We start from the raw sequence: 26,610 nt of genomic DNA on the forward strand, positions 1-26,610 counted from the left end.
CATCGGTCGTCTGTATGCCCTTGCCTGTAGCCGTTAAGCAGTTCAGCCGTTAAGCAGTTCAGCCGTTATGCAGTTCAGCCGTAAAGCAGTGATCAGCGAGCGGGTCGACACACTCGATCCTCAGGAGGACCAGATATGAGCGGGATCTACAACAACGTGACCGAATTGGTCGGGCGCACCCCGATCGTGCGGCTCAACCGTCTGACCGAGGGCCTGGACGCACAGGTCGCCGTCAAGCTCGAGTTCTACAACCCGGCCAACAGCGTCAAGGACCGGATCGGCGTGGCGATCATCGACGCCGCCGAGAAGTCCGGAGCACTCAAGCCCGGTGGCACGATCGTCGAGGGAACCAGCGGTAACACGGGTATCGCACTCGCCATGGTCGGTGCTGCTCGTGGCTACAAGGTCATCCTGACCATGCCCGAGACCATGTCCACCGAGCGTCGCGTGATGCTGCGTGCTTACGGCGCCGAGATCGTGCTGACCCCGGGATCCGAGGGCATGGCCGGTGCGGTCGCCAAGGCCAAGGAAATCGTCGAGCAGACCGAGAACGCTGTCTCGGCCAGCCAGTTCGCGAACCCGGCCAACCCGGCCATCCACGAGGCAACGACGGGCGAAGAGGTCTGGGCCGACACCGACGGCGCCGTCGACATCTTCGTGTCCGGCATCGGCACCGGCGGCACCATCACCGGCGTCGGACGCACCCTTCGCAAGTACAAGCCCGAGGTTAAGATCGTGGGCGTCGAGCCCATCGACTCGCCGATCCTCAACGGTGGCCAGCCCGGCCCCCACAAGATCCAGGGAATCGGCGCGAACTTCGTGCCCGACGTCCTCGATCGCGAGATCTACGACGAGATCATCGACGTCTCGTTCCCCGATTCCATCGAGGTCGCTCGCGCACTCGGCACCAAGGAAGGCATCCTGGGCGGCATCTCGTCCGGCGCCATCGTCTGGGCAGCACTCGAGTTGGCGAAGCGTCCGGAAAACGCCGGCAAGCTGATCGTGGCTGTCGTGTGCGACTTCGGCGAGCGTTACATCTCCACCCCGCTGTTCGAACACATCCGGGACTGAGACTTGTGAGTATCCTCGGGACAATTCGCGAGGACCTGCAGGCTGCGCGCGGTCAGGATCCTGCCGCGCGCAGCAATGTGGAGAACGCGCTCGTTTATTCAGGGCTGCATGCTATTTGGGCGCATCGGGTTGCACATCGCATGTGGGCCGTCCCTGCGCTACGCGGCCCGGCGCGAGTGCTCTCGCAGCTGACACGCTTCGTCACCGGCATCGAGATTCATCCCGGTGCCACCATCGGTCGGCGGTTTTTCATCGATCACGGCATGGGCGTCGTGATCGGGGAGACGGCCGAGGTCGGTAACGACGTGATGCTCTATCACGGCGTCACTCTCGGTGGTCGCTCGCTCGAGCAGGTCAAGCGTCACCCGACGCTGGGAGACCGGGTCACCGTCGGCGCTGGTGCCAAGATCCTCGGACCTGTCGTCATCGGTGAAGGTAGCGCTATCGGCGCCAATGCCGTTGTCACCAGAGATGTTCCGGCCGAATCCATCGCGACGGGTATCCCGGCGGTGGCGCGGCCACGGACCACCAAGGAAAAACTGGTGGACCCGAACAGCTACATCGATCCGGCGATGTACATCTGAAGCACTCCTTCTTCGATGGCCACCCTCGTGTAGACGGCGGGTGGCCATCGGCGTCGGCTCAGGCTCGCGTCAGGTGCCACCCGCGACGTCCCAGTACGACGGCCGTCGCAGCGCCCAATGCTGCTCCGATCAAGGGATAGCAGGCCAGGACGAGCCAGCGCGGTCCGTCTAAGGGTTCGTAGGCGGTGGCTATTGTCGACTCGTAGTCCCGAGCCATCTGCACGTCCCGGAACGGTACGTAGGAGCCCTGATAGACGATGGTCTCGTCAGGGCTGGTCATCACGTCGATCAGACTGCCCACCAGGGGAATTCCCCCGACGACAAATCCCAGAACCGCCAGAATCACGATCAGTGTGCGCATCGCCCGAGCCTATCGCCCGGCCGGAAGTTCAGACTGTGATCGACGGTTCTTCGGGGGTCGAGAGGGTCAGGATCGCCCGCACGACACGTGGGCTCTGCTCGAGTGAGCGCTCGAGTTCGCGCAACGTGTGGGCCACACGGGATTCCGCGTAGTCACCGACCAGGTCGACGCTGGCCACCAGGTAGACCTGTCGCGGCCCGAGGTATTCCATACGCAGGAACGTGATTCGGTTGATCTCGGGCAGTTGGGTGAGAGCTTCGATGGCTGCTGCCCGCAGCGTCGGTGAGGCCTCTTCGCCGACCAGGAAGCGGCGGTTCCGATCTATCAGAATGATTGCGATGACCCCGAGGAGAATGCCGACGAAGATGGAGCCGAGGGCGTCGGGGACGGGTGAACCGGTGACCTGGTGCAACAGAACACCGACGAACGCGATGACCAAACCGATAAGTGCCGCAGCATCTTCGGCGAACACGGCCCGAGTCGTCGGGTCGGATGTGTTGAGTGCCTGGGTCATGACGTCGCGGTTCACGGCGGACGCTTCGTTTCGGAGTTGTTTGTACGCCTGCCGGAACGAGATGCCTTCGAGGATGAACGAGACGCCGAGGACGGCGTAGGCGACACCGAAGTCGGACGCCGGTTCGGAATGGAACAGTTCCTGGATGCCATGGGTGATCGAGACACCCGCGCCGAGTGCAAACAGTCCGAGGGCGGCGAACATCGACCAGATGTAGGCCTCCCGGCCGTAGCCGAGTGGCTGGTCTCGGTCGGGAACCCTTTTCGAGCGGCGGTTCGCGATCAGCAGCAGCACTTCGTTGCCGGTATCGGCCCAGGAGTGGGTGGCCTCTGCGACCATCGATGCAGATCCGGTGACGATGGCGGCCGCCGTCTTGGCACCGGCGATCAGCGCGTTCGCCGCAAACGCCAGTACGACTGTCGTGGTGCTCTCGTCGGCCGATGCTTCCGTTTCGGTGCTCACGATTCTCAGGCTAGGCGGGTGACGACGGTTTCGTGCGGTGACGCTCGGCGACGGAGTGCAGCAGTGTGGCGACGGCGTCGTGGAACTGCGTCAGGCCCGGCTCTTCGACGGGAAAGTGCCCGCACCCGTCCAGCATCACGAATTCGGTGGGTGCGTTGATGCGGCGGAGGAACTGCAGGCTCAGTTCGGGTGGCGTCCATCGGTCGTCGGCCGGGTGGGTGAGCAGAACGGGCGTCGTCCGAAATGCTTCGGGTGCGGTGTGGTCGAACGAGAAGTAGCTGCTGAGGAATCCGAGTGGCACCCGAACACCGCCACCGCGCGGATCGGTTGCGCACAGCGTTGCGAGCTCCCGATTGCTGCTCATGTTCGCCACGTCGGCGACCCAACGGATGGGCACGCGGATACGGCCCACCAGTCGTTCGGTGCGCCGCATCAGGGGAGCGCCGTAGACACCCATCGGGCCGAACCGCGCCGCGGCAGCTCTGGCCGATGGATCCGAGGGATCGAGCAGGCAGGTAGCGACGACGGCGTCGGCCAGACCGGTCCGCGCGGCTACCTCGTAGGCCAGCAGACCGCCGATGCTGGCTCCCAACAACACCAGCGGCCGATCGTCGGCTGCCTTCTCGGCCCGGACGAGATCGCAGAGGAGATCGACCCACTGCTCGTACCGGACGCCGGCGGGATCGGCTACGACGGTGTCGCCGTACAGCGGAAGGTCAGGGAAGAGGACTTCGGCTCCGAGTTTCACGCCGATCCCGGCGAACGGCCACAACGCGCCCGAGTAGCCGCCGGCGCCGTGGATGCCGAGAACACGAACCGGCGCGTCTGGAACCACGGCCCGTGCGACGTGGACGGTGTTGCCGTTCCACTCCCACCACGTCGGGGTCGGCGCCGGCATGTGGTCGGTGTACCGGTCGGGCATAAACTTCGAGTAATTGGCGCTGGTCACCTACACAATTCTCGGTATCGGCGTCGCGGCTGACAACTCGCATCGGAGGACCGTGTCGACTCGGCGGAAAAGGCCCTCCCAGCAGCGCTCGAGGGCTACCTACGACGCGATCCTGGAGGCAGCTACTCGCGTTTTCGCTTCGGAAGCCATGGCAGCGACCACCAACCGGATCGCTGACGAAGCAGGGGTGTCGGTGGGCTCGCTCTACCAGTATTTCGGCGACAAGTACGAGATCCTCTCGGAGTTGGCGAACCGTCACGTGAGTGCTGCGCGGGAGAGTTTTGCGCTCTGCCTTGCCGACATCGTCGAGCGTGAGCTCACCCCGGAGGAGGCCGTCCGGATGTTGGTGGAGTGCGCGGTCGAAGTGAACAGTAAGCCGCGAGAGTTCTTTCACCTGCTCTACGATCAGGTTCCGCGTACGCGTGAGCTCATCGAGCAGGTCGAAGAAATGAATCGTCAACTGGTACTAGGCTTTTCGGAGCGACTCCAGAGCCACGGTTTCAGTGCGGAGGATGCGTTGTTGACGTCGCGGCTGACCGTGACTGCCGTGGACAGTCAGGTGCATCGGGTTGTGCTGGAATCGGATTCACCCGAAGAACTTCGAGTGCGAACGGAAGCCGTCGTACGGCACGCGAGATCGATGATCGGGTCGCAACCTTGATCCGGTGTCGAGAATGGTGACCGCGGTCCGTTATGGTTCTGACGTCATCATCGAGGTAATGGGAAGTCGGTGCAATTCCGGCGCGGTCCCGCCACTGTGAGGTCGTCCCTGCGTCGACCGTAGCCAGATACCACCCTCGTTGACGTTGTGTCATGCCACGAGGATGGATCGGTCACACCATGAATGCTGTTGGCGGAGCTCTGTCTCCACCTACCCACCTGCCTGCGCCGAAGGCTGGTGCACCGCGAGGACGACTCGGTCCGGGTATCGTGCTGCCCGCTCTGGTGATCGTCACCGTGCTCTCTGCTGTGTGCGCGTTGGCGTTCGGATCCGAGATGCTCCCCGTGTCCACTGTGGTGGACGTGGTGCACTCGCGCTTCGGAGGCCCACCCGTCACGCGTTCCGAACTTGCGATCGTGTGGGGGATCAGAGCACCTCGGGTACTGCTCGGTCTGGCCGTCGGCGCTGGTCTTGCCGTCGCCGGCGCGGTGGTGCAAACCCTCGTCCGTAACGCTCTCGCCGATCCCCACCTGCTGGGAGTGTCGTCCGGCGCGAGTGTCGGTGCCACCGCCGTCATCACCACCGGACTGTTCGCCGGCGCGGGAGTGTGGGCGCTCAGTTTCGGCGCGATGATCGGGGCGTTGGGAGCTGCGATTCTCGTCTTCACCATCGCGACGCTGCAAGGCGGTATCACTCCACTGCGATTGGTTCTGACCGGCACCGTTACCGCATCCGCCCTGTCGGCGATCGCGAGTTTTCTGGTGCTGCGTACCAATGATTCCCAGGCCGCGCAGTCCGTATTGTTCTGGCTCCTGGGAAGTTTGGCCGGGGCATCCTGGGACAAGTTGTGGGCGCCGGTCATCGTTGTGTTCCTGCTGACGGCAGCGGTGTTCGCGCTGCACGGTTGGCTGGACGCGCTGGCGGCCGGACCGGACGTCGCGGCTTCGCTCGGTATTCCCATCCGAACCCTGCGAAACGTGCTGTTCGGCGTGCTGGCAGCGTTGGTCGGCACGATGGTTGCGGTGTCCGGCGCGATTGCCTTCGTAGGCCTGGTCATACCGCACGTCACACGCATGCTTGTCGGAGCCAGACATCGAGTGGTGTTACCGGCGGCAGCACTGATCGGCGCGTCCTTCCTGGTGTGGGTCGACGTCGTGGCGCGGACCTCGTTGCGGCCGACCGAGATCCCGCTGAGCGTGGTGACCGGGGTGATCGGGGCCCCGCTGTTTCTCCTGCTTCTCGGCCGTCGGCGCTACCGATTCGGTGGCAGTTCGTGAGCGCCCGAGCCCTGGCGCTGACCGCGTCCGGAGTAGTTGTCCGCATCGACCGTCGAACCATCGTCAAAGGCGTCGACATCGCGGCCGACGCCGGTGCAGTAGTCGGCGTGGTTGGTCCGAACGGATCGGGCAAGTCGACGTTCTTGCGTGCTCTCGCCGGTCTCGGGCCGATCGCCGGCGGTGACATTCGTGTCGGCGGCGACTCCGTGCACGCGATGCCCGCGCGGTCGCGGGCCAAAGCCATTTCCTTTGTGGCGCAGGAAGAGCAGAGTCCCGCCGATTTGTTGGTTCACGAGTACGTGAGTCTGGGCCGCACACCACATGCAAAGCCCTGGAGCGTCGGTGGAAAGCACGAGAATGCCGTCGTCGATCGTGCTCTGGGCGAGGTCGGAATGATCGAGCACCGGTTCTCTTCGATGGACACGCTTTCCGGCGGTGAGCGTCGGCGGGTGTTTCTCGCCCGAGGTCTCGCGCAGGACGCCGGTGTGCTCATCCTCGACGAGCCGACCAATCATCTCGACATCCGGCATCAACTCGAACTGCTCGATCTGGTCCGGTCGTTGGACCGGACGGTGATCATGGCACTGCACGACCTCGATTTGGCTGCGGCAGTGTGCGATCGGGTGCTCGTGCTCGCGGATGGAGTGGCCAGGGCGTTCGGACATCCATCCGACGTACTCACCACCTCGGTGGTGGCAACTGTTTTCGGCGTCGAGACTTTCGAACTCGTGAACCCCGCGACAGGCCGTTCACACCTCGTATTCGAATCACGAAATTCTCAACCACAACACACATTTTCGGAGAGTGCACTTTGATACACGTCAAGACCCGCGCGTCGTTCGGTGCGGTTGTAGCCGCGACAGCGTTGTTGGCCGTGTCCGGATGCTCGGCAACCGCGCCCGTCGACGAAGCCGCGGACAAGACTTCGGTCACGCTGGAGAACTGCGGAACGGAAAGCACTTTCCAACTTCCGATCGAAAAGGTTGTTGCCACAAGCAATGCGGCCAATATCGGCACCATTCTCCGAGTCGGCGGTCTGGATCGTCTCGCTGCCGTCGTGTTGAACACGAACAACGACGCGGTCATGGAGTCGATGTTCGGCCCTGGAATTGCGGACGTCCCACACCTGGACGGAACGATCACGATGGAGACGATTCTGGGTAAGCAGGCGGACCTGGTGGTCGGCTCCTACAGTGGCTTGTTCAAGGGCGCCTCCGGTGTGACGCCGGAATCGCTGCAGAGCAACAACATCGACTCATATGTGATCTCCGATAGTTGTCGGCAGAGTGCCGCAGCGGATTCCGCGCTCGGCACGATGGGTCCGTGGGATGCCCTTCGTGCGGACGTGACCAATTACGGAAAGCTGTTCGGAACCGAGGACACCGCCGCCGAGGCATTGACCGAATTGGATTCACGTTTGGCACGTCTGGAGTCCGCGCCAGATGCCGCCGACAAGCCGAAGGTTTTGATCTACGACAGCGGTGAAGAAGATCTGTACACCAGCGGAGGCAACGGAGCCCCCAACGGAATCATCGACGTCGCCGGGGGAACCAATGTGTTCGCCGACGTCGACAACACCTGGTTCAAAGCGAGCTGGGAGACCGTCGCGAAGTCAGAACCCGACGTCATCGTGATCATGGACTACAAGAGGAGCGCTGACGAAGTACAGGGCAAGATCGACGCGATCAAGAGCCGAGAAGGCCTACGCGATCTCGACGCCGTCAAGCAGAACCGTTTCGTCGTACTCCCGCTCGCCATGTTCACCAGTGGATTCCCCAATATCTACGGCGCGGAAGAGTTGCGCGCGAAGATCGAAGAGTTCGGGCTGGCTCCGTCGAGCAGCATCGACTGGACAACCGCGCCGTCGGCATGAGCAACAACCGGTGCTCGCGTCGGGTGATTGTCGTACTGCGGCCGACCGTCAGCGGCCTCGACGAGTCGGCCGCGCGACGGATGTTCGACGCTGTTCAGGCGGGCACCGACGCCGACGTTTGCGTTGCGTACCTCGATGTCGCTTCGCCGAGCCTTCACGAGGAACTCGATCGAGCCCATGTCGATGACGTCGACAAGGTCGTGTTGATTCCAGTTGCGGTGCCGAGGGATCGGTACCTGCTCACGTGGACAAGCAAGGCGGTTGCGAACTGGCGCGAAACCCGAATCGACGCCGAACTGGAAGTGACGCTCCACGAATCGGAAACGCTCGAAGGTGCGGTGGCCGCGCAGTTGATCGACGAACTCGACTCGGCGGGAAAGCCGATCACCGCGAGTCCGGCGTCATATCGCAGTCCGGCTTGGTCCGTGATCGAGCAGCACGATAGGCATCTGTTGGTGTGCAAGGGCCCTCGCTGTATGGCGTACGGAGCAGGACCGCTTCACCGGGCCATGAGTGCGGCGGCCAAAGGCACTTCGGCAAAGGTGACCGGAACCGGTTGTCTGAGCCCGTGCAACCTGGGCCCGTTGGTGATCGCGAACCCCGGTGGCACCTGGTTCGGTCATGTGGACGCCGGTGACGCTGAAGCATTGGTCGCAGGTCAGGAGAATCAATTGGTGGATCACGTTCTGGACCGGTAGATATAGGTCGGCGAAACAGAGAACCCGCTGAGCGCGAAGTGCGCTCAGCGGGTTCTGTTGTCCTGTCTCAGGAACCGAAGGGAAGGGTTCCCGGCGGGATCTGGTATCCACTGCTGCCGACGGAGGCGCTGCCCCAGAGTGCGAGGAAAGCGTTGATGGCGTTGGTGAGCATATGAATGTCCTTTGTGAGATGACTGATTCGTTTTCGACGGTACCGGGTGGATCTGTGGATTCGCTGGGAGTTGGCACCCATTTCATGGGGCTGGCACCCGTTCCGGCAGGTCGGAACGGGTGCCAACTGTCAGCAAAGGGTGCCAACTCCCGGGTGGGTCAGCCCACGTAGCCGGGCGGCATGAGTACGGACTTGGTCTCGCAGAAGGCTTCGAGGCCCTCAGGTCCGTTCTCGCGCCCGATACCGGAGTTCTTGTAACCACCGAACGGTGATCCGGGATCGAAGGCGTACCAGTTGATCGCGTAGGTACCCGTGCGGATCTGCGCGGCAACTTCGAGTCCGTGATCGATGTCGGTGGTCCACACCGATCCGGCGAGGCCGTAATCCGAATCGTTGGCGATCTTGATGGCCTCGTCCTCGGAGTCGTACGGAATCACCGAGAGAACGGGTCCGAAGATCTCCTCGCGTGCGATGGTCATCGAGTTGTCCACGTCGGCGAAGATGGTCGGCTCGACGTACCAGCCCTTGTCCAGGCCGGCGGGGCGTCCACCACCGAGTACGACGCGCGCGCCTTCTTCCTTACCCTTGGCGATGTAACCCTCGACGCGCTCGCGCTGCTTCTCGGAGATCAGCGGGCCGAGTTGTGCTGCGGGATCGGACGGATCGCCGACGGTCATGAAGCCTGCGGCGGTCTTCATTCCCTCGATGACCTCGTCGTAACGCGAACGGGGAGCGAGGATTCGGGTCTGAGCGACACAGGCCTGACCGGTGTTCATCAGGCCGGACATGACAAGCATCGGCATTCCGGCGGCGATGTCGGCGTCCTCGAGGATGATCGCGGCGGACTTGCCACCCAGTTCGAGGGAGCAGCGCTTGAGGTTCTGTGCGGCGATGGCACCGATCTTGCGGCCGACGGCACTGGATCCGGTGAACGTGATCTTGTCGATGCCCGCATGAGAGACCAGATATTCGCCGGTCTCGGCTCCGCCGGGGAGCACGGAGATGACGCCTTCGGGAACACCTGCCTCGGTGAAGATCTCGGCGATCACGTGGACGGAGAGAGGGGATTCGGGTGCGGGCTTGAGCAGTACGGTGCAGCCGGCGAGCAGTGCGGGGGCCAGCTTGTTGATCGCCAGGAACAGCGGGACGTTCCAGGCCAGCACGGCGGCGACGACGCCGACGGGCTCACGGGTCACCTTGGTCTGCCCGAATGCGCCGGTGCGCTTCTCTTCCCACGCGAACTTGTCGGCCAGCTCGGCGTAGTAGCCCAGCGTCGCCATCGACGGGGTCTGCTGCATCATGCCGACCATGGCGGGCGGCTGGCCCATCTCGTTGGAGATGAGCTGGTTGATCTCCGCGCTGCGCTCTTCGATCAGCTTGGCGGCCTTGGCGAGGATCGCGCCGCGCTCGGCGGGGGTGGTGCGTGACCACGGTCCCTCGAACGCCGCGCGGGCTGCGGACACGGCCGCGTCGATGTCTGCCGGTGCTGCGATGGGACAGCTGCCGACGCGCTCCTCCGTTGCGGGAGAGAACACTTCGAGTACCTGGTCGGTGGCCGGGGCCACCCATGCTCCACCGATGTAGAGCTTGTCGTAGTCAGTCATCAATTCATTCCTCGGTGTTGTCGGTCGCCGCGAGGGCATACGCGTCGTCTGCCTGTGCGGTGTCGGTGAAACTGGTGAATCCGTATTTCTCGTGCGGTCCGATGGCGGCTACCTCGAAAAGACCGGTGCCGGTGTTGGTGTTCGTGCCTTCGGTGAGCGTGAAGGACGCGAGGTTGTCGACGGGGGAGAACATGCGTTGGAACGGTTCGATCTCGTGGACCTTGTGGCGGAGCCCTTGTACGACGAGTTCGCCCTGCCACATTCCGTGACGCCAGTCCTGTTCGAGCCCGTAGCCGGTGCCGATTCCGATGTAGTTGGCCAGCAGCAGTTCGCAGGCGACGGTGAGGACTTCACCGCCTGGCCGGTGGAAGGTGATGGTCGCTCCGGTGACGTCGCGGGTGTCGGGGCAGAACGTCAGTTCGTGTTCGGGTCGGCCGAGCCATTCGTTGTCCCTGGCTTCGTCCGGCCACACTCGCATGGCTTCTTCGACGATGCGCCTGCCTTGCTCGTCTTCCTGCATGATCACCGAGATCGTGAACTCGTCGAACTGCATGACCGCGTAGATCCAGAAGAAGTTCTGGATTCCGTCGACGGCGCGTCTGCCTTGCGGTTCGGCTTCACCGACCGGACGCACACCCCACGAGCGGTCGCGGTTACCTCGCCACGTCTTCGGGTCGATCGCGAAGTCCTCCCCGTCGACGGTGAGCGATCCGGTCCACGTGCCGGTCTGCAGGAAGCGTGAGGTGTCGAACGTGACTCGTTCGAGTTGACGGCGAAAGTGCTTGGGCTCGAGCGCCGCGGGGATGGTGGCATCGAAGGTGATGTCGAAGGAGAGATCGTATTCGCTGCCCGGTTCGAGGACGACGCGGAGCTTCTGCAGCCCTTCGAGCACTTCGATGCGCAAAGGCCCGACGGTGGTGTCGGTGCGGTCGGCGCCCAGAGCCTTCGACATACGAGCAACGATGTGGTCGTCACCGCGGCGCAGTACCGCGAAGGCGTCCATGACGCCGAGGTTGGGGTACTGGCCGAGTCCGACGATGAGGAACACGTCGGGGGATTCGGTGGGGTAGCAGTTGAAGTAGTAGCGGTCGTAGAAGTTTCGATCCGAGGTGGCTACGTGACGGATCGGTTCGGCGATCTGGTGAACGGGATAGTCGTCCATCGGTGAGAGCATGTCAGGCCAACCTCTCCCAGTAGGTACCGTCGAGCATCGCGGCGAGCGAAGCGCGGTGCATGATCATGTCGTCGGGGTCTTCGGGTCGCTGTGACTGGCCGAAAGCTATGGCGCGAGCCTGGATTCGCCACATGATGACCGCCTGACGCAGTGCGGCATAGGTAACGTAGAACTCCAGATCGTGTGGGGTGTGGCCGGTGATCTCGGCGTAGGTCTGCGCGAGATCCGGCAGTCGAAGGAAGTCGGGAAGACCGGGTAGGTTCGCCAGTCCGGCGATGTCCTCGAAGAACCTGTGCAGGAATGCCATCCAGCCCAGATCCATCTCCCGCGGGCCGAGAGTTGCCATTTCCCAGTCCAGTACGGCTACCGGCGCGAAGTCCTGGTACATGACGTTGCCGATGCGCGAGTCGCCCCAACAGAGCACTGCCGGCGAATCGTCCGCAGGATTGTTCTCCTCGATCCAGTCGAGGGCACGTTCGATGAGCGGTGATCTGATCCCGTCGGAGACCACCCACTCGTAGTACGCGCGCTGCTCGGCGATGTGCGCCGTGAATGCTTCTCGTGCAGTCGTTCCCGAATTCGGGAGTCGGAGGAAGTCGAAACGCTCACCAGGTTTGTCGATGGCATGCAACTGAGCCAGGACGTCGACCGAGCTGCGCTGCAGGGTCTTTCGCTGCTCGGGTGACGCTTCGGTGACCCACGATCCGAAGTTGTACGGCATGACGTCCGGTGGCACGTCGCCGGAGATGCGTTCCATCACGAAGAACGGCGCACCCAACGCGTCCGGGTCGGATTCCGACCAGTACACCGCGGGTACGGGCACTGCCGAGTGCTCGCGCACCTGAGCCATGGTGCGGAACTGGGATTCGAGGTCGTAGGCAGGAAAGACCGGCATGGTCGATTCCGTCGGCGCCACCCGAGCGACCAAGGGATGATGTTCGCCGTCCCAGGTGGCGTCGAAGAGGATGGTTTCGCTGGACATGCCGTTGGCTGCGGGCAAGGTGACGTCGGCGACGGTCACAGTGGATCCGCTCGGCACCTTGCCGGCCATCCACCGTTCCAGGCGCTCACGGAGGTCTTCGGTGTCGCGGAGGGAATCGCTTGGTCGGGCGACCTGGGCGTGATGCTCGGTTTCATCGGTCGAAGAAGCAGTCGAGGCAACGTCAGATGAGGAAGCGTCTGGGCTCACGGTCACCTCCTTCCCGTAGGCGTCACGTGCAATGCCCGTAACGGTGTGAGTCAGAACACTAAAACACGTTACAGAAATTGGGAACAGGTGGCACCCGTTTAGTGGGACTCCCTGCGGATTTATCGGGGAAGAACGCGTGTCAGATAACGGCGGTGAGCGCGAGCAGGCCCGCACCGGTCAGAGTTCCGGCGCCACCCAGCTCGGCGGGAACGATCCGGAGCCCGGCGACGAACGACAAACGGGCATGTCGGGCAGCCGCGTCGAGCATCGGTTCCCACAGCGGTGTACCCGACTGGGCGAAACCGCCGCCGATCACCGCGAGGTCCACGTCCAGGAGGGCAGCCGCCGAGGCGATGGCACCACCGAGCGCCGTGCCTGCACGGTGAAGCGCGTCCACGGCGATCGCGTCGCCGCTGCGTGCACCCTCGGCTAGTTCACGGCCGGTGTTCCCCGACCAGCCCTGGCTACGAGCCCATCGCACCGCGGACGGTCCACTTGCCACCGTCTCGAGGCAGCCGACGCCCCCGCAGCTGCACGGTTCGGCAGATCCTGGAACGACGAGATGGCCGATGTGACCGGCGTTCCCCGTGCGACCCCGAGCAATCTCACCGCCGAGAACGATTCCTCCGCCGATTCCCGTCGAGACGACCAGGCTCAGGAGGTTCGGGGTTCCGCGTCCGGCGCCGTGGTGGAACTCCGCCAATGCCGCTGCGGCTCCGTCCATTGCGAGGGCGGTTCCGGCATCGGGAAAGACGCTGCGGACGCCCGCTACGAGCTCGAATCCTTGTGCCCACTCGGTGATGTTGATGGGAGCGACGACGCCGGCGACGGTGTCCACCGGCCCGGCGCACGCGATGCCGACACCGTCGACCTCTCGGCCGTCTGCGACTCGTTCGAGCAGCGCCGCACAGGATCCCCACGGGTCGGTCTGCGGCGTCGGCACGCTGTCGAACACGGGAACGCGGCCGTCCTCGGACACGACCCCGGCAGCCATCTTGGTACCACCGATGTCGACTGCGAGGCGCATGTCGCTATCGCTTTTCGAGAACCACGACGAGGTTGCTCACCAGGAACTCCCGCAGACCGGGGACTCGGACCATCCACCACGCCCACGACGGGTGGTAGCGCGGGATCGCGGCGAGCAACGTGCCCTGGCTGGTTCCACGGGCCCAGCGTAAGCCGTCCGTGGCGCCGACTTTGAACAACGACACCCCGAATCTGTTCTTCGGTTCGCGTCCGGTCTTGCGTAGGTACCGCTTGGCTGCGTACTCGCCACCCAGCGCGTGCCACGGTCCGGTTTCGTGGCCGCCGAACGGACCCCACCACAGGGTGTACGAGAGAACCATCAAGCCGCCGGGCTTGGTCACGCGCAGCATTTCCTCGGCCATCAGCCAGGGCTCGCTGACGTGTTCGGCCACGTTGGAGGAGAAGCAGATGTCCACGGACGAGTCCAGGAACGGCAGTGCCAAACCGGATCCGCGCACCGCGCCGCCCACCGTCAGACCTGCTGCGTGCATCTCCGACGGATCGGGTTCGACGGGAATGTAGCGGGCACCTGCGGCCTGGAAGACCTCCGCGAAATAGCCCGGACCGCCGCCGACGTCGAGGACAGTGAGACCGTCGAGGGATCGTCCGGTGTGACCTTCGTGCAGGTCCGAGATCAATTCGACGGAGTCGCGCGCAAGCGCGCCGTAGAAGATGTCGGGCGCGGACTGCTCGTGGCGGAAGTCGCTGAGCAGGCCGAACGAGCGTTTCAGGGTTGCCCGTCGGCCGAAAATGCGGGTCACTGCGGGCTTGGTCACGGGTAGCAACTTTAGCCACTGGGTCGCCCGGTCCACGAACACCGTCACGAGGGCGGCAATACGGACGCTCGAACAGTTAGGGTGTTCGGCAGGGTTACCGGCCGGTCAGGCGGGGCATCCCGCAGGATCGCCCGAACCGGGGTGGCCACCGACCAACTCAGGGAGTAACGCACGTGCGCGAGGTTCTGTTGCTCTGCTGGCGCGATACCGGGCATCCCCAGGGCGGTGGAAGCGAGCGTTACCTCGAGCAGGTCGGATCCCAGTTGGCCGAGCGCGGTATCAAGGTGACGCTGCGGACGGCGTCGTATCCCGGGGCGCCCGCGTCGGAGGTTCGAGACGGCATCACCATCAGCCGGGCCGGTGGACGTTTCAGCGTGTACCCCCGCGCTCTGGCCGCCATTGCCGCCGGACGTCTGGGTTTCGGATCACTCAAGGGCATTCGCCCCGACGCGGTGATCGACACCCAGAACGGCATCCCTTTCTTCTCGAAGACCGTGGCGGGTGCACCGGTCACGCTTTTGGTCCATCACTGCCATCGCGAACAGTGGCCGGTGGCAGGCAAGCTCGTCGGCCGGATCGGCTGGTGGGTCGAATCGCGATTGTCACCGCGCACCCATCGACGTAGTCAGTATCTGACGGTGTCGCTTCCCTCAGCGGAAGAATTGGTGGACCTGGGTGTCGAGCGCGAACGAATTGCCGTGGTGCGTAACGGTGCCGATCGGCTCCCCGTCGGCGTCGACGCGGGCGGATCGATCACCAGGGCCGAGCGTCCCACCATCTCGGTTCTCTCACGGCTGGTGCCGCACAAGCAGATCGAGGACGCACTCGAAGCGGTCGCAGCCCTGCGGCCGACGCTTCCGGACATCCATCTCGACGTCATCGGTGGTGGTTGGTGGGAGCAGAACCTGCGCGATCGCGCCGCCGAGTTGGGGATCGGTGACGCCGTCTCGTTCTACGGCCACGTCGACGAGGCTCGCAAACACGAACTGCTGGCGCAGTCGTGGATCCACCTCATGCCTTCGCGGAAGGAAGGGTGGGGCCTGGCGGTCATCGAGGCTGCGCAGCACGGTGTTCCGACGATCGGTTACCGCAGTTCGAAGGGTCTGACCGATTCGATCGTCGACGGAGTGACGGGCCTTCTGGTCGGGGGCGAGAACGCCGGCGAGGGCGACATCGCCGATCTGACGCAGGCTGCCGGCACTCTGCTCCGCGACCACGAACTTCGCATGGTGCTCGGTGAGAAAGCTCGCGTGTGGTCCGGTGAGTTCTCCTGGGAACAGACCGGCACCGGAGTGCTCGAGGTGCTGACCGCGCACAAGGACGGTCGGTGGGTCTCAGGACTGGCCGCGCCGCGCGAGTCGAATTCGGTTCTGGTTCAGTCCGACTGAGATCAGCGCGATCGCACCCATCAGGACCCACGCGAGATGCGCAACTAGGACGGCAGTTCGGGCACCGGTCGAGGCTTCCTGCGTGGCAATGTCTCCCGGTACTCGGAATAGCGCGAGATCGTCGTCGGCGAAGACCTGTTCCAAGCCGTCGAGCGTGGTTGCCGAGTTGCCGAGTTGACCTGGTGTCCCGCGCTCGATCAGTACCCATCCGACTCCGAGATCGGCCAACTGCGTAGGACTTCCGCCGGCCAGCAGTAGGTCCTCGACCCGAGTTGCCCGAGTCCCCTCGCCGCCGACAGCACCACCGGCAACCACCAGTTGGCCGGTCTGCAGAACGTCGAGGGGCAGGAAGCGTGGTGCAGGGTCGAGTACCGGCGCATCACCGCTGTAGGGGAACGCGCGGAACATTCCGGCGGGAAGCACTGCAACGTCACCGGTTTCGTCTCGCAGTTGATCGGCCACCACGGTCCAGGAACCGGGGTAGTGCACGGGCTTCAACGCGCCGCCGACACCCCACACCAGATCCGGCAGTACCACGATCGTCACCACGACGGCGGCAACCGAGAATGCCGGGCGGGGGAGGGAGAACCGATTTCCTGCCCACATCACCGCGGCGGCCGCAGCAAGTGCGTAGAACGGGACGGCCAGCGCGACCCACTTCTGCGCGTCACGCAGTAGACCGGCGCCGGTGAACACCTCGACCGACCATCGGCCGACGTCGAGCCCCCACGGAGTAGCGCCCAGGGTCGGAGCGAGCACCGCGAACAGGGCCAGCGCGCCGAGTCCACTGACAACGGGGTTCCGGCGTCGGCGCCATAGAGCGGGCACACCGGCAAACACCACGACAAGCAGAAGAACTGTTCCCACCAATGCGAAGAGTGTTGTGCGCGTGGACGGTACCGCTGCCGAGTTCCAGATACCGCCGAGCCCGGCGAGGCTGCCGAGCGTCGCGAGTCCCGGTTCTGCTCGGGCGGCAAAGGCGGCGACTCCCGCTGGATCGGAACCGTCGCCTGCTGCTCCGGATACGAAGGTGGCGACCAACCACGGCGAGGCGGCGACGAGGAACAGCCCGATAGCGCCGCAGACACGCCGCATGGCCGAGGTTCGGCCTCCGGGGGTGGCTACCACCACCAGCGCGGCTGTCAGAGCGAGCAGAGCGCCGGTAGGTGTCAGACCCGCGTATGCCAGTGACGCGGCCAACGCCCACCAGGACCCGGGCGTGGCTCGGCGAACTCCGATTCCGGCACACACGATCCACGGCAGTGCGGCATAACCGGTCAGCAGGCTCCAATGTCCTTGTAACAGGCGCTCGGCCACGTAGGGGTTCCAGAGCATCACCGTCGACGCGACCAGTTGTGGACCGACACCGGCCGTCGGCAGCAGGACGGCGACCATGCGCGCCGCACCCCAACCGGCGAGCCAGAGCGCCACGAGCAGGATGAACTTGACCACCAGTCCGCCGTCGATCACGGTGCTCAACGCTGCGATCAGTGCGTCCTGGGGAACGGCGCGGGCCGCGGCGTCGGTGAGTCCGAGGGCGGAGTCGGTCAAGTACGAGCGCGGCGTGCTGACGGCGTCGCGCAGCAGGAGGTAGCCGGGGCCGAGCAGCGGTCCGAGGATCAACAGTGCCAGCGCCAGGCTGTACGCCGCAGGCAGGTAACGGCGGTATCCGGCTTGCACTGTCATGACGCGCACGATACGTGGTGCATCATTACTGCCATGCCTCGCCAACCACTCGATCGCGCCGCCGCGGCCGGGGTCGGCATGGTTTTGGTGGGATCGATGACGGCCAATGTCGCGTCGTACCTGTTGGCATGGTTGGCCAGCCGATGGTTGGGTCCGGTCGGCTACGGCGAGTTCGCGAGTCTGCTTGCCGCCCAGTTGGTACTTGCGGTTCCGGCTTTGGCGTTGCAGACGGTGGTCGCCCGCGAGGCGGTGCGTGGCAAGAGCACAGATGCGTTGCGGTCGTTGGGGTATCGATGCACCGCGATCGTCGCCGTCCTCGCGGTGGCGCTCGCTCCGGCGATGGCGTGGCTGCTCGACACCGGAATCGTGGCGTCGTTCTCGGCATTGGTGACCGCGCCCATGTTGGTTCTACTGGCAACGGAGCAGGGGTTGTTGCAGGGTCACGGTCGGTTCGGCACTCTCAGTGCCGTGCTGGCCGGAGCCGGGGTGATGAAAGTCCTTCCGGCAGTGATCGTTCTGGCTTTCGGTGGCGGAGCAGGCGCGGCATTGGTCGCCGGCGCGGCCGGAACTGCGTTGCTGGTGGCGATAGTTCGAGTGGTCGACCGAACCGTCACGGTGAGCGAGGACCGTCCGGTGCGTATCGGCGTCGTCTCCGTGCTCGCGGCGTCACAAGTCCAGCTTGCGTTGATCGCGTTGTCTTCGCTGGACCTGCTGATCGTCCGCGTCGTCCTCAGTGAGTACGACGCCGGTGTCTACGCACTCGGCGCCGTCGCGACGAAGGTGGCGTTCTGGCTGCCACAGGCAGTGGGCGTCGTGCTGTACCCGAAGATGGCGAATCCGGCGCACTCGGCGCAAGCGGTTCGCTCGGCGTTGGCGGTGCTCGTCGGCATCGGCGCCGTGTTGGTTCTGGGGGCGGCGGTTGCCGGCCCGCTGGTGCCGATGCTCGTGGGCGACGCGTACGCCGCCGTGGCTCCGATGCTGTGGGCCTTCGCTCTGCACGGTGCAGCGCTGGCGGTACTCCAGGGTGCTTTGCTGTCCGCAATCGCGTCAGAACGCACACGAGTGGCCGTTCTGGCGTGGGCAGGACTGGCCGTGGAGGCGACGGTGATGCTGGTGTGGGCGAAGACGCCGGGAGAGTTGATCGGCGTCGCCGTGGTGGTTGCGTCGACGACGGCGTTGGCGGTGTCCGTCGCCGCAGTGCGAAGTGCCGACCGCGCCGGGCCGGCACCTCGCGGCTCTGTCAGTTCTCCAGACGCGTGAACAGATCGTCGAAGTAGTCGAGCGTACGCATCGCGGTGTAGACGGATCCGTAGTTGATGTTCCCACCCGTGTAGACGACGTTGTCTCCTTGTACTGCGCGGATACGGTTCCACATCGCGCGGTCGTCGCTGACGGGATCCACGCCGGGCGCGGTGGTGACGATCATTCCGTCTGCCGAGTCGAGGGCAGTCACGAGGTTTTCGGTAGAGATCTCCTTCTGTCCCTCGACCGGCCACTGGAGCTGGACGCCGAGGTCTTCGGCCACCTGTGTGGAGATGCCCTTGCGGTTGACGCCGTTGACCTTCTGATTCACGTAGTTCAGCAGCACGATCTGCTTGCTCGCCAAGCTCGGGGCGTGGCGTTCCTTCAATCCGGCTGCCTTGTCCTCGTACGCTCCGATGACCTGACGGACGTCGGGGTTCTCGGTGCGATTCAGCCAACTCGCCAGCTGATCGATGTTCTCGCGCCACGGGCGCGTGAAGTCCATCGGAAGCACAGGCGCTGTCTGGCTCAACTGCTGTAGCGGCCACATGTCGGAGGCCTCACCGATGTCGGTGCAGATGATCAGGTCCGGTTCCAGCGCGAGAATTGCCTCGACGTTGACCGGTGCCTCGAACACCTGTGCCGTGGGATCGGCCGGAACCCACGGCTCGGCGGCGTCGAAGCTGTACGCGATGACCGGCAGGCCCATCGCAACGGCTGGTTCGAGGTCGAGTCGGGAGTCGATGGCGACGACGCGTTTCGGTGTCACCGGAATGTCGTAGGTTCCGAGCGAGGTCGTGACCGTGCGCATCCCGGCCGAATCGCCCTCGGTACCGGCGGACCTCGCGCAACCGGCGGCGAACAGCCCGGAGAATGCAGCCGTGCCGACAACAAATCTCCGTCGCGTCAGATCGCTGACACAGATGTGCGAACCCAGAACTGTTGATGCGGGCATGTGGCTCCTCGTGTTCGGGGTGGTCTGGACTTCCAGAAAACGCTAAGCCCGCAACCACGCGGAGAGAACGACGCGTTGCGCCAATCCGTACGCCGATCCGGCAACAAAGCCCCGAAACGCAGCAGAGCGCCCCTTCCGTGTGGAAGGGGCGCTCTGCTTACTGTCTGAATCAGTCCTTGCGCAGATCCGGACGCGGAATCACCTGAGTGTCGTCCGAGGTCCAGTCGTGCTCACCCGGAGCCGGCTCGGGCGAGCCCTGGCCGCTGGGATTCTGGTTCGTTCCGCCGTGTGCAGCGCGGGCCGGAGTTCCGCCCTTGCCGCCGCGAATGCCGAGGAAGATACCGGCGATCAGCGCGATGACGCCGAGCACACCTGCCACGATCGGGACTGTGCGGCCGAACAGCGAGAGCTTGTCCATGCCGTCACGTGCCTGCTGGACCTGGTACTCGATGGTTGCTTCGTCGAAGGGCAGCGTGACCTTGAGAACCTCGACGTCGACCGAGTCCTTGTTGCGTCCGTAGTACTGGTGCAACTGCTCCTGGCCCTTGACGACGACGCCGGTCTTGGGCTCGACCCACAGGTCACGGACGTTGGTGTACCAACGCGTCATCGTGATCGGAGTAGCGCCACCGGGAACGCCCCAGGTGTCGGCGGGCAGGCTCAGCTTGTTGGTGGGGGAGTTGACGACCTTCGACAGGTCGACGGGATCGATCGTCTGCTGGAAGTGGTACACCTTCAGACCATTGATCTCGGTCTCTTCGACGAAGTCGATGTCCTTCGTGGCGCGAGCGTTCAGGTCGAAGTAGGGGTAGCTCTTCTGTTCCGTGTTGAACGGGAACTTGTACTGCAGACCGTCGCGGGAAACTTCTTCGGCGGGCTGGTCGCTGGACGTCTGGACGGTTCCGACCGGATCGTTGGTCGGCATCGAGCTGACGCGATCGAGCGTGACGCGGTCCAGGGTTGCGGTCAGCAGTCCGGTGTCACCCTGCTTGTCGGTACGACGGACGGTCTGGCCGGCTTCGACGGTGATGATGTCGGCGTCGGACGGGTCCTGCGTGGTGACGTAGCGCTGAGCGACGATCGGCACGTTGGTGTCGACCTGTGCCTTTCCGCCGAGGAGGGCCGCCGAGTTGAGGACGCTACCGGTGCCTGTGGCGACAGTGGTCACCTCGAGGTCGAGTGGCGTCTTCTCCAGCTTGCCTACCGTGTAGGTAGGAATGAGGATGGCGATGGCCAAAAGGAAGGCACCGAGGCCCACCAGAATGCAAGGAAGTATCCGGCTCGGCCCTGAGCGTTCCGCCATGCTGTGACTCCTAACCCGTTAAGTCTTTCGAGGTTCCCCAACCGGCACAATATGAGCTGCGCAGATCGCATGGGGCCCCCGATGGACACCATGTGTGGCAGAACACTAACAGTCCACCGGCCCGGTTTGTCGCATGAGGGCATGAATTGGCCAGGCATTTTGTTGTGAGTCCCTGGTGGTTTCCCTCAATCGGCCTGGGGTGCACACTTATCCGTGATGATCAGTTCCACGAATTCCCCTCAGACGGTCCCGCCACAGGCTCGGGGCTTCGTTCCGGCTTTGGACGGTATGCGTGGATTGGCGGCGCTCGGTGTCCTCGTCACCCATGTCGCGTTCCAAACCGGTGAAGCGCAGTCCGGCGCGATCGGGCGCGCGTTCGGTCGACTCGATCTCGCCGTAGCGGTGTTCTTTGCCTTGTCCGGATTTCTCCTGTGGCGCCCCCACGCGGCAAAGGCCCGCGGAATCGGGCAGCCGCAGTCGACCGTCCGGTACTGGATCTCCCGCGCGACGCGAATCCTGCCGGCGTACTGGGTGGCGGTGGTGCTGATCCTGCTGTTCCTGCCCGGAGCCGGCGGGGGCTACCAAGTGTGGCTGGCGAATCTCGGGTTGGCGCAGGTCTTCGTGCCGTTGACACTCACCGAGGGCCTCACGCAGATGTGGAGCCTGTCGGTCGAGGTTGCGTTCTATGTTCTGCTACCGCTGTTCGCGTATCTGATGGTGCGACTACGCGGAAACTCGGCCCGGTTCCGGCTCCCGCTTCTGCTCGGGGTGTCGGTGTTGGCGCTGACGTGGGCTTTCATTCCGATCCCGACTCCGGACGCCATTCACCACGACAACTGGCTGCCGGGCTACCTGCCGTGGTTCGGCGCCGGCATGGTGCTGGCCGAGCTGGCCGTGGGCCCGTCGACGTGGATGCATCGCCTCGCGCACCGGCGGGTGCTCCTGACCCTCATTGCCTTTATCGCCTTCGTTCTCTCGTGCACTGATCTGGCCGGGCCCGAAGGTCTGGTGCGGCCTGAGCCGTGGCAGTACGCGATCAAGATTGCACTCGGTGCGATCATCAGCTTCTCGTTGATCGCTCCACTGGTTCTGCGCGATCAATCGCAGCATCGATTCCTGGCGAGCCCGCTGGCGCTGGCAATCGGACGCTGGTCCTACGGCCTGTTCATCTGGCACCTGGCCGTATTGAACGCTGTGTTCCCCGTGTTCGGCATAGTTCCGTTCTCGGGCAGCTTCTTCTACGTCCTGGCCCTGACGGTCGTCCTGAGCGTCGCTGTGGCCTCGGCCAGTTACGCCTTGGTGGAGGAACCGGCGCGCGTCGCGGTGACGCGCTGGGAGAAGCGTCGCCACATCGGTGAACCGGCAAAGGGCAACGCGGCCAACCCGGTCACGACCAAGGCCACCAACATCGAGAACTGAATCGCGAACGAGTCGCCCACGTAGCCGCCCGGTGCCCGCCACGGTCCGGTCGAGAGCAGCGTGATGCCGATCATCGCGGCCACGCCGGCGGTGCCGACGAGAATGCGTGCGGTCCGCGCCGGGCCGAAGATTCGCAGCGCGGCAAGTCCGAGGATCGAGCACACAACTGCGATCGCCGCTCCCACTCCGCCGCCGATGACGGTGGCCGCCGCGAGTACGCCCACCCATCCTGCCGCGACGCTGCGCCACGGTCGGGGTGGTGTGAGGGGCTTGGGCTCTCGGCGAGTGGGGACAAGAGCCGCGAACAGCAGCGGGATCAGCAACACGAGCCCGCCGAAGATGCCGAGGCGGTACCAACGGTCGCTGGGGAAGTCGATGGTGACGGTTCCCGCGGTGCCTGCCGGCACGATCCAGCCCTGCTGCCAACCGTTCACGACCACCGGCGTCAGCTCGGAACCGTCCGGCGCCGTGGCGATCCAACCGATGCTGGTGCTCTCGGGATTGACGATCAGCTGATCGGCGGACGAGTTCGTGACGGTGAGTTCGCGGTGATTCGCCGTCCACGCGGTCGATTCGAGCGGTGTATTCCGCTGCGCGGCTGAAGGACCGACCGCCGCCAGGTCGAGATTGTCGACCGAGAATGCGGGGCCTGGTTCGACGACCACTTCAGGCTGTCCCGCCGGCAAAGTCGCCGAAGCGTCCAGACCGCACACACGTGCCTCGACGGGTGCGCCGGTCCGAAGTTGCGTCGCCGTCGCCGTGATCGAGGTGGGGAATTGCTGTCCGGCAACCGAAATGGTCGGGCCGTCGCCACAGGTGACGGTGACGGTGCGGTTGTCGAATGAGTCCGAGCCCTGCACTCCCGAACCGGCGATCGGGGTTCCGTCGGCACCGATGACGCCGACCTCGGCGAGGCCGGTGGGCTGCGCCTGGGCGAAGCCGAGCGCCGTCTGATCGAGGACCGGTTCCCAATCGGTGATGCTCAGGACGATCTTGTCGGTGACGAAGGGGGAGAGGGTAATTCGACTGGTTCGAGGCGTGTCGTCCGAGGGTTCGGGCAGCTCTCGCACCTGCGGCCCGTTGCCGAGATTCACCGCGACGCTGGTCGGCAGCGACGGCAGGGTGCCGAGTCCCCGGGTGATGTCCAGGCCGGTGACCAGGGTGGGCTCGGGAAGATTGAGAGTCAGCGTCGGTTTCGGGCCGCCCGGTTCTGTGGTGCTCTGCGGCGCCGACCACGTGGTGCGTGCGTCGCCGTCGGTGGCAGCGAAGGCAGATCCGCGTGTGTCGCCGATGTCGCTCGAACCCGAAGCCGTGATTCGGCCGGGGACGGAAAGCAGATCTTCGAGGGCATTGCCCTGACGCGCCCGGACGGTCAGTGTCGGTGCAACGACTGTGTTTTCGGGCACCGTGAGCGTGCGCTGGAAACGGCTCGGCTCTTCGGGTATCGCCATGAATGCATTGCTGCACCGCACGCGGTCGGTCGAGTCCGCGCACGCGTTGCGACCGGGGAACTCCTGGCTCAGATTCCAGGCGTTCACGGATGCGCCCGTCGGCGTATTCGGCAGGACCGTGTCGAAACGGATCGGTACGGTCTTCGGTGCGCTGCGATCGGAGAAGTCTTCGACGGAGAGTTCGCTGATGCCGAACTGTGTTCCAGGCGATCCGTTTTCGGTGTGAGTCGCTGTGATGCGTACCCACGGAGTGGTGCCGCCCGGGATCGAGACGGTGATGGGCTCACCGGGACGCTCCACCTTCACCGCTGTGCTGCCGTTCGGTGTCGAGACCTCGAGCCATTTGACGGGAGCACCGATTGCCGCGGCACTGGTGGTCAGATGAAGCAACCCGCTGGAAATCGGTGTGTCGAAGTCGATCTGCAACCACTGGCCCAGGGCTCGTTCGATGCCGTTGCTGAACCAGCCGGTGGCGGGATCGCCGTCGACCGTCGACGCGGGACTGCTCGACGGTGAAGTGCCGCCCAGCTGGGTGGCATCCGAGGCGGCGCTGGAGACGGTGATCGAAGCTCCGCTCCAACGGCCTTCCACGAGAGGCGTGTTCGCAACCGGGTAGTCGGGCACCAGATTGTAGGTACGACGAGCGTCGTCGGGGGTGCGCAGGGCGGAACTGTGGTTGTCGACCTGACCGAAATCGGTTTCTCGATCGCGCGGTGTGTCGGTGACGGTGACCGAATCGACGGGCAGTCCCGCAGCTTCGGCGTCGGCGGCAAGAATCATCGGCCCGGTCCCCGGAACCAGCCCGCTTTCATGAAGTCGCACAGACGATTCCGGCCCACCTTGTACACGCGGAACCTGGTTCAGGTCGACGGAGTACGGGCCGCTGACCGCCGGGGTGCCGTCGGGCGGGGTGACCTCGAAGATCTCGATGGCTGGGTAACCGGGACGCAGATCGCTGTCCGCGACCAGCCCTTCGATCGGTTCGGGGCTGTCGTCTTCACCGAAGTGGGCGACTCGCTTGATCCCCGGCGAGCCTTCGACCGCCTGGTGCACGAGTATCGGCCTGGCCGAGCGCGACGTTTCGCCGTCGAGGTCGTTGCGCATCACCAGGTAGTGGATGCCCTGCCCCAGCAAGGTCTGTGCGAGGCCGTCCGACGGACGTCCGTCGGCGATGAGACGTTGCACCGAATCGAGCGCTCGGATGGCGCCGGGAGGGGTCAGCGGGACCGAGTCACGCACCGCCCACGGCGTACTCGCCAACGCCTGAAGCGGTTCGTCGCGCGTCAGACCCCAGACTTGGCTGCCGAAGGGCGCTCCCGGGACGACGAGGGCACGTTCGGCTTCCGACCCGGGGGAGGTGTTGTCCTCGAGCCACTGCGCCGCCTCGTTCCAGTACGAGGGGACGTCCGGATACGCACCGCGGGGAGCGAGCTTTCCCGTCCAGGCCAAGGCGGTCGAGAGGGTGAGGGCAACGAGGATCAGGCTGGTCAGCGCGACCATCGGTTCGCGCTCGGGATGGGCGAACGCGCGGCGCCATCGGGCGAGTGGAACCGATCCCGGCAGTGGCACTTTGGCCAGCAGGTGTGCGAGTCCGAGCACCAGCGGCAGACGGACCAACGGCTCGAGCTTGTGGACGTTGCGCAGCGGCGCGCCTGCCGAGTCGAGGAACAGGCGCACCGACTCCGACACCGGCGAGCTGAGTTCACCCACGTAACCCGCGGCCAGGCCGGTGATACCGACGAACAGGATGAGCGTCAGCCGGCCGCGAGCAGGCATGGACCGCATGCAGAGCCCGGCGAGGCCGGCGGCGGCAACCAGGCCGGTGGCGACGACTGCTGCGGGTTGGGTGACCAGGACGGCGCCGGCAATGCGTTCGGGGGAGACGAACGGGGTCCAACTGTCCGTGCCGCGAAGTATCTCGGCGAGCGATGCCCACTGAGTGGTGACACCGGCGGACTCGATGTAGTCGAGAAACGGTGGGCTGATCTTGCCGAGCAGAAGTAGCGGCACGATCCACCAGAGGGTGCCGAGAGCGACGAACAGCGCCCACCACGCGGTGAACGTCAGCCATGTTCGGTTGGGTTTGTGCGAGAGCCACCAGATGATCGCGACCAGGCAGGCCGCGGCGGTGGCGACGGCGTTGATCGAACCCATGAGTGCGACGGCAAGTGCGGATTGTGCGGCCAACCGCCTCAACCCCCGTGAGTGGTCAGGGAGTCCAGGGACTCCTTTTCCACGCACAGGGCCGAAGGCCAAAACCACCGGCAACAACACCCACGGCGCCAACATCATCGGAAGGGTTTCCGAGGAAATCGAACCGAGCGTGGTCAGCACGCGGGGAGAAAGAACAAAGGCAACCGCTGCGATCACGCGCGAACTACGGCTGCCGATGCCGAGAGCCTCGGCAACTCGGATGATGCCCCAGAAACCTGCGATCAGAAGCAGCGCCCACCAGATGCGCTGGGTGACCCACGGCGGAACGTTCGCCAACTCGCCGAGCGCGAAGAACGGCCCGTGCGGAAAGAAATATCCGTAGGCCTGGTTTTGAACCTGGCCGAGCGGGGCCTGACTACTCCACTGATGCGAGGCGCGTTCGAGAAAACCGAACGGATTCTGCGTCAGGTCGTACTTGGTGTCAGCGGTGATCAGACCCGGCGATTGCAGAAAAGTGAGAAGAAACGCTACGACGGAGGCGCCGAACAGCCACCGCTTCGACAGGGGCTCTGCCGACGGGGCGGTGTCTACCGAAGACACCGCTGCGTCGGCGGAAGAACG

General features: G+C 64.7%; 21 protein-coding genes, 1 pseudogene and 1 riboswitch. Of the genes and pseudogenes, 10 read left to right on the forward strand and 12 right to left on the reverse strand.

The features are described 5' to 3' along the window. Nucleotides 1-135: 135 nt before the first annotated feature. Both cysK and epsC read left to right on the forward strand, forming a co-directional pair. Nucleotides 136-1,071, forward strand: coding sequence for a cysteine synthase A (cysK, locus tag M0639_RS05260; RefSeq protein WP_003945916.1), 936 nt, complete (start codon nt 136-138; stop codon nt 1,069-1,071). A gap of 5 nt (nt 1,072-1,076) precedes the next feature. Continuing rightward, nucleotides 1,077-1,655, forward strand: coding sequence for a serine O-acetyltransferase EpsC (gene epsC / locus M0639_RS05265; protein ID WP_003945907.1), 579 nt, complete (start codon nt 1,077-1,079; stop codon nt 1,653-1,655). A gap of 58 nt (nt 1,656-1,713) precedes the next feature. Here the strand turns inward: epsC and M0639_RS05270 are convergent, their stop codons facing one another. Genes M0639_RS05270 through M0639_RS05280 form a run of 3 tightly spaced genes read right to left on the reverse strand, consistent with a single transcriptional unit; the run spans nt 1,714 to nt 3,941 of the window. Beyond that, a complete protein-coding gene (locus tag M0639_RS05270) occupies nt 1,714-2,016 on the reverse strand; it encodes a hypothetical protein (RefSeq protein WP_063314961.1) in 303 nt (100 codons plus the stop codon). Between the two features lie 28 nt (nt 2,017-2,044). Then, entirely contained in the window at nt 2,045-2,992 is a 948-nt protein-coding gene (locus tag M0639_RS05275) for a cation diffusion facilitator family transporter (protein ID WP_064074126.1), read from the reverse strand. Nucleotides 2,993-3,002: 10 nt separating this feature from the next. Continuing rightward, entirely contained in the window at nt 3,003-3,941 is a 939-nt protein-coding gene (locus M0639_RS05280; protein ID WP_082893151.1) for an alpha/beta hydrolase, read from the reverse strand. On the opposite strand from M0639_RS05280, the gene M0639_RS05285 reads away from it, so the two are divergent. The 5 genes from M0639_RS05285 (at nt 3,928) to M0639_RS05305 (ending at nt 8,450) form a co-directional block, all read left to right on the forward strand. Continuing rightward, nucleotides 3,928-4,602, forward strand: a complete 675-nt coding sequence (locus M0639_RS05285) for a TetR/AcrR family transcriptional regulator (RefSeq protein WP_231915005.1) — start codon at nt 3,928-3,930, stop codon at nt 4,600-4,602. The two genes, M0639_RS05280 and M0639_RS05285, sit on opposite strands and share 14 nt — an antisense overlap. Before the next feature lie 16 nt (nt 4,603-4,618). Then, nucleotides 4,619-4,754: riboswitch (cobalamin riboswitch) on the forward strand. Between the two features lie 117 nt (nt 4,755-4,871). After that, entirely contained in the window at nt 4,872-5,879 is a 1,008-nt protein-coding gene (locus tag M0639_RS05290; protein ID WP_064074161.1) for a FecCD family ABC transporter permease, read from the forward strand. After that, nucleotides 5,876-6,694 (forward strand): ABC transporter ATP-binding protein, encoded by an 819-nt coding sequence (locus tag M0639_RS05295; protein ID WP_064074124.1) that lies wholly within the window; start codon nt 5,876-5,878, stop codon nt 6,692-6,694. The genes M0639_RS05290 and M0639_RS05295 overlap by 4 nt, the downstream gene beginning before the upstream one ends. Continuing rightward, complete coding sequence (locus M0639_RS05300; RefSeq protein ID WP_064074123.1) at nt 6,691-7,752, forward strand: ABC transporter substrate-binding protein; 1,062 nt, start codon at nt 6,691-6,693, stop codon at nt 7,750-7,752. The genes M0639_RS05295 and M0639_RS05300 overlap by 4 nt, the downstream gene beginning before the upstream one ends. Then, nucleotides 7,749-8,450, forward strand: a complete 702-nt coding sequence (locus M0639_RS05305; RefSeq protein WP_054802059.1) for a (2Fe-2S) ferredoxin domain-containing protein — start codon at nt 7,749-7,751, stop codon at nt 8,448-8,450. The genes M0639_RS05300 and M0639_RS05305 overlap by 4 nt, the downstream gene beginning before the upstream one ends. Nucleotides 8,451-8,780: 330 nt before the next feature. Here the strand turns inward: M0639_RS05305 and M0639_RS05310 are convergent, their stop codons facing one another. The 5 genes from M0639_RS05310 to M0639_RS05330 all read right to left on the reverse strand — a co-directional run bounded on the left by M0639_RS05310 (nt 8,781) and on the right by M0639_RS05330 (nt 14,391). After that, on the reverse strand, nt 8,781-10,226 hold the full coding sequence (locus M0639_RS05310) for an aldehyde dehydrogenase (protein WP_003945530.1): 1,446 nt from the start codon (nt 10,224-10,226) through the stop codon (nt 8,781-8,783). 4 nt (nt 10,227-10,230) lie between these two features. Then, nucleotides 10,231-11,400 (reverse strand): Rv3169 family protein, encoded by a 1,170-nt coding sequence (locus M0639_RS05315; RefSeq protein ID WP_042452600.1) that lies wholly within the window; start codon nt 11,398-11,400, stop codon nt 10,231-10,233. A 1-nt stretch (nt 11,401) separates the two neighbouring features. Beyond that, nucleotides 11,402-12,589, reverse strand: coding sequence for a phosphotransferase family protein (locus M0639_RS05320; protein ID WP_007734522.1), 1,188 nt, complete (start codon nt 12,587-12,589; stop codon nt 11,402-11,404). A 139-nt stretch (nt 12,590-12,728) separates the two neighbouring features. Continuing rightward, the gene (locus M0639_RS05325; RefSeq protein WP_064074122.1) at nt 12,729-13,616 is read right to left on the reverse strand and encodes an ROK family protein; all 888 of its coding nucleotides are present in this window, start codon (nt 13,614-13,616) and stop codon (nt 12,729-12,731) included. Nucleotides 13,617-13,620: 4 nt separating this feature from the next. Continuing rightward, nucleotides 13,621-14,391, reverse strand: a complete 771-nt coding sequence (locus M0639_RS05330) for a class I SAM-dependent methyltransferase (protein ID WP_003945692.1) — start codon at nt 14,389-14,391, stop codon at nt 13,621-13,623. Nucleotides 14,392-14,564: 173 nt separating this feature from the next. Between M0639_RS05330 and M0639_RS05335 the strand changes: the two genes are divergently transcribed. Further along, nucleotides 14,565-15,779, forward strand: a complete 1,215-nt coding sequence (locus M0639_RS05335) for a glycosyltransferase family 4 protein (protein WP_058039147.1) — start codon at nt 14,565-14,567, stop codon at nt 15,777-15,779. On the opposite strand, the gene M0639_RS05340 is transcribed toward M0639_RS05335, so the two are convergent. Then, nucleotides 15,726-17,465, reverse strand: coding sequence for an MmpA family trehalose lipid delivery protein (locus tag M0639_RS05340; protein ID WP_064074121.1), 1,740 nt, complete (start codon nt 17,463-17,465; stop codon nt 15,726-15,728). The genes M0639_RS05335 and M0639_RS05340 overlap by 54 nt on opposite strands. Before the next feature lie 33 nt (nt 17,466-17,498). Here M0639_RS05340 and M0639_RS05345 point away from each other — a divergent pair, with 33 nt between their 5' ends. Continuing rightward, a complete protein-coding gene (locus M0639_RS05345) occupies nt 17,499-18,725 on the forward strand; it encodes a lipopolysaccharide biosynthesis protein (RefSeq protein WP_064074120.1) in 1,227 nt (408 codons plus the stop codon). Here the strand turns inward: M0639_RS05345 and M0639_RS05350 are convergent. After that, the gene (locus M0639_RS05350) at nt 18,706-19,662 is read right to left on the reverse strand and encodes an ABC transporter substrate-binding protein (RefSeq protein WP_064074119.1); all 957 of its coding nucleotides are present in this window, start codon (nt 19,660-19,662) and stop codon (nt 18,706-18,708) included. The two genes, M0639_RS05345 and M0639_RS05350, sit on opposite strands and share 20 nt — an antisense overlap. Before the next feature lie 169 nt (nt 19,663-19,831). Then, nucleotides 19,832-20,965: a cell envelope lipid trafficking protein PgfA gene (pgfA, locus tag M0639_RS05355; RefSeq protein WP_007734539.1), complete on the reverse strand. Its 1,134-nt coding sequence runs from the start codon at nt 20,963-20,965 to the stop codon at nt 19,832-19,834. Between the two features lie 216 nt (nt 20,966-21,181). Between pgfA and M0639_RS05360 the strand changes: the two are divergent. Further along, nucleotides 21,182-22,231 (forward strand): annotated as a pseudogene (locus M0639_RS05360) (acyltransferase family protein); the annotation flags it as partial. Between the two features lie 23 nt (nt 22,232-22,254). Here M0639_RS05360 and M0639_RS35065 read toward each other — a convergent pair. Next, nucleotides 22,255-26,589, reverse strand: a complete 4,335-nt coding sequence (locus tag M0639_RS35065; protein WP_064074118.1) for an alpha-(1->3)-arabinofuranosyltransferase — start codon at nt 26,587-26,589, stop codon at nt 22,255-22,257. Nucleotides 26,590-26,610: the final 21 nt, after the last annotated feature.

Origin of the sequence: Rhodococcus qingshengii JCM 15477 (genome assembly GCF_023221595.1) — a bacterium.
In the GTDB taxonomy this organism is placed as follows: Bacteria; Actinomycetota; Actinomycetes; order Mycobacteriales; family Mycobacteriaceae; genus Rhodococcus_F; species Rhodococcus_F qingshengii.

Excerpts from the sequence above, each read along its gene's own strand:
- M0639_RS05305 (WP_054802059.1), top strand. The coding sequence starts at position 7,749 with ATGAGCAACAACCGGTGCTCGCGTCGGGTGATTGTCGTACTGCGGCCG.
- M0639_RS05340 (WP_064074121.1), bottom strand. The coding sequence starts at position 17,465 with ATGACAGTGCAAGCCGGATACCGCCGTTACCTGCCTGCGGCGTACAGC.
- cysK (WP_003945916.1), top strand. The coding sequence starts at position 136 with ATGAGCGGGATCTACAACAACGTGACCGAATTGGTCGGGCGCACCCCG.
- M0639_RS05315 (WP_042452600.1), bottom strand. The coding sequence starts at position 11,400 with ATGCTCTCACCGATGGACGACTATCCCGTTCACCAGATCGCCGAACCG.
- M0639_RS05345 (WP_064074120.1), top strand. The coding sequence starts at position 17,499 with ATGCCTCGCCAACCACTCGATCGCGCCGCCGCGGCCGGGGTCGGCATG.
- M0639_RS05325 (WP_064074122.1), bottom strand. The coding sequence starts at position 13,616 with ATGCGCCTCGCAGTCGACATCGGTGGTACCAAGATGGCTGCCGGGGTC.
- M0639_RS05310 (WP_003945530.1), bottom strand. The coding sequence starts at position 10,226 with ATGACTGACTACGACAAGCTCTACATCGGTGGAGCATGGGTGGCCCCG.
- M0639_RS05350 (WP_064074119.1), bottom strand. The coding sequence starts at position 19,662 with ATGCCCGCATCAACAGTTCTGGGTTCGCACATCTGTGTCAGCGATCTG.
- pgfA (WP_007734539.1), bottom strand. The coding sequence starts at position 20,965 with ATGGCGGAACGCTCAGGGCCGAGCCGGATACTTCCTTGCATTCTGGTG.
- M0639_RS05270 (WP_063314961.1), bottom strand. The coding sequence starts at position 2,016 with ATGCGCACACTGATCGTGATTCTGGCGGTTCTGGGATTTGTCGTCGGG.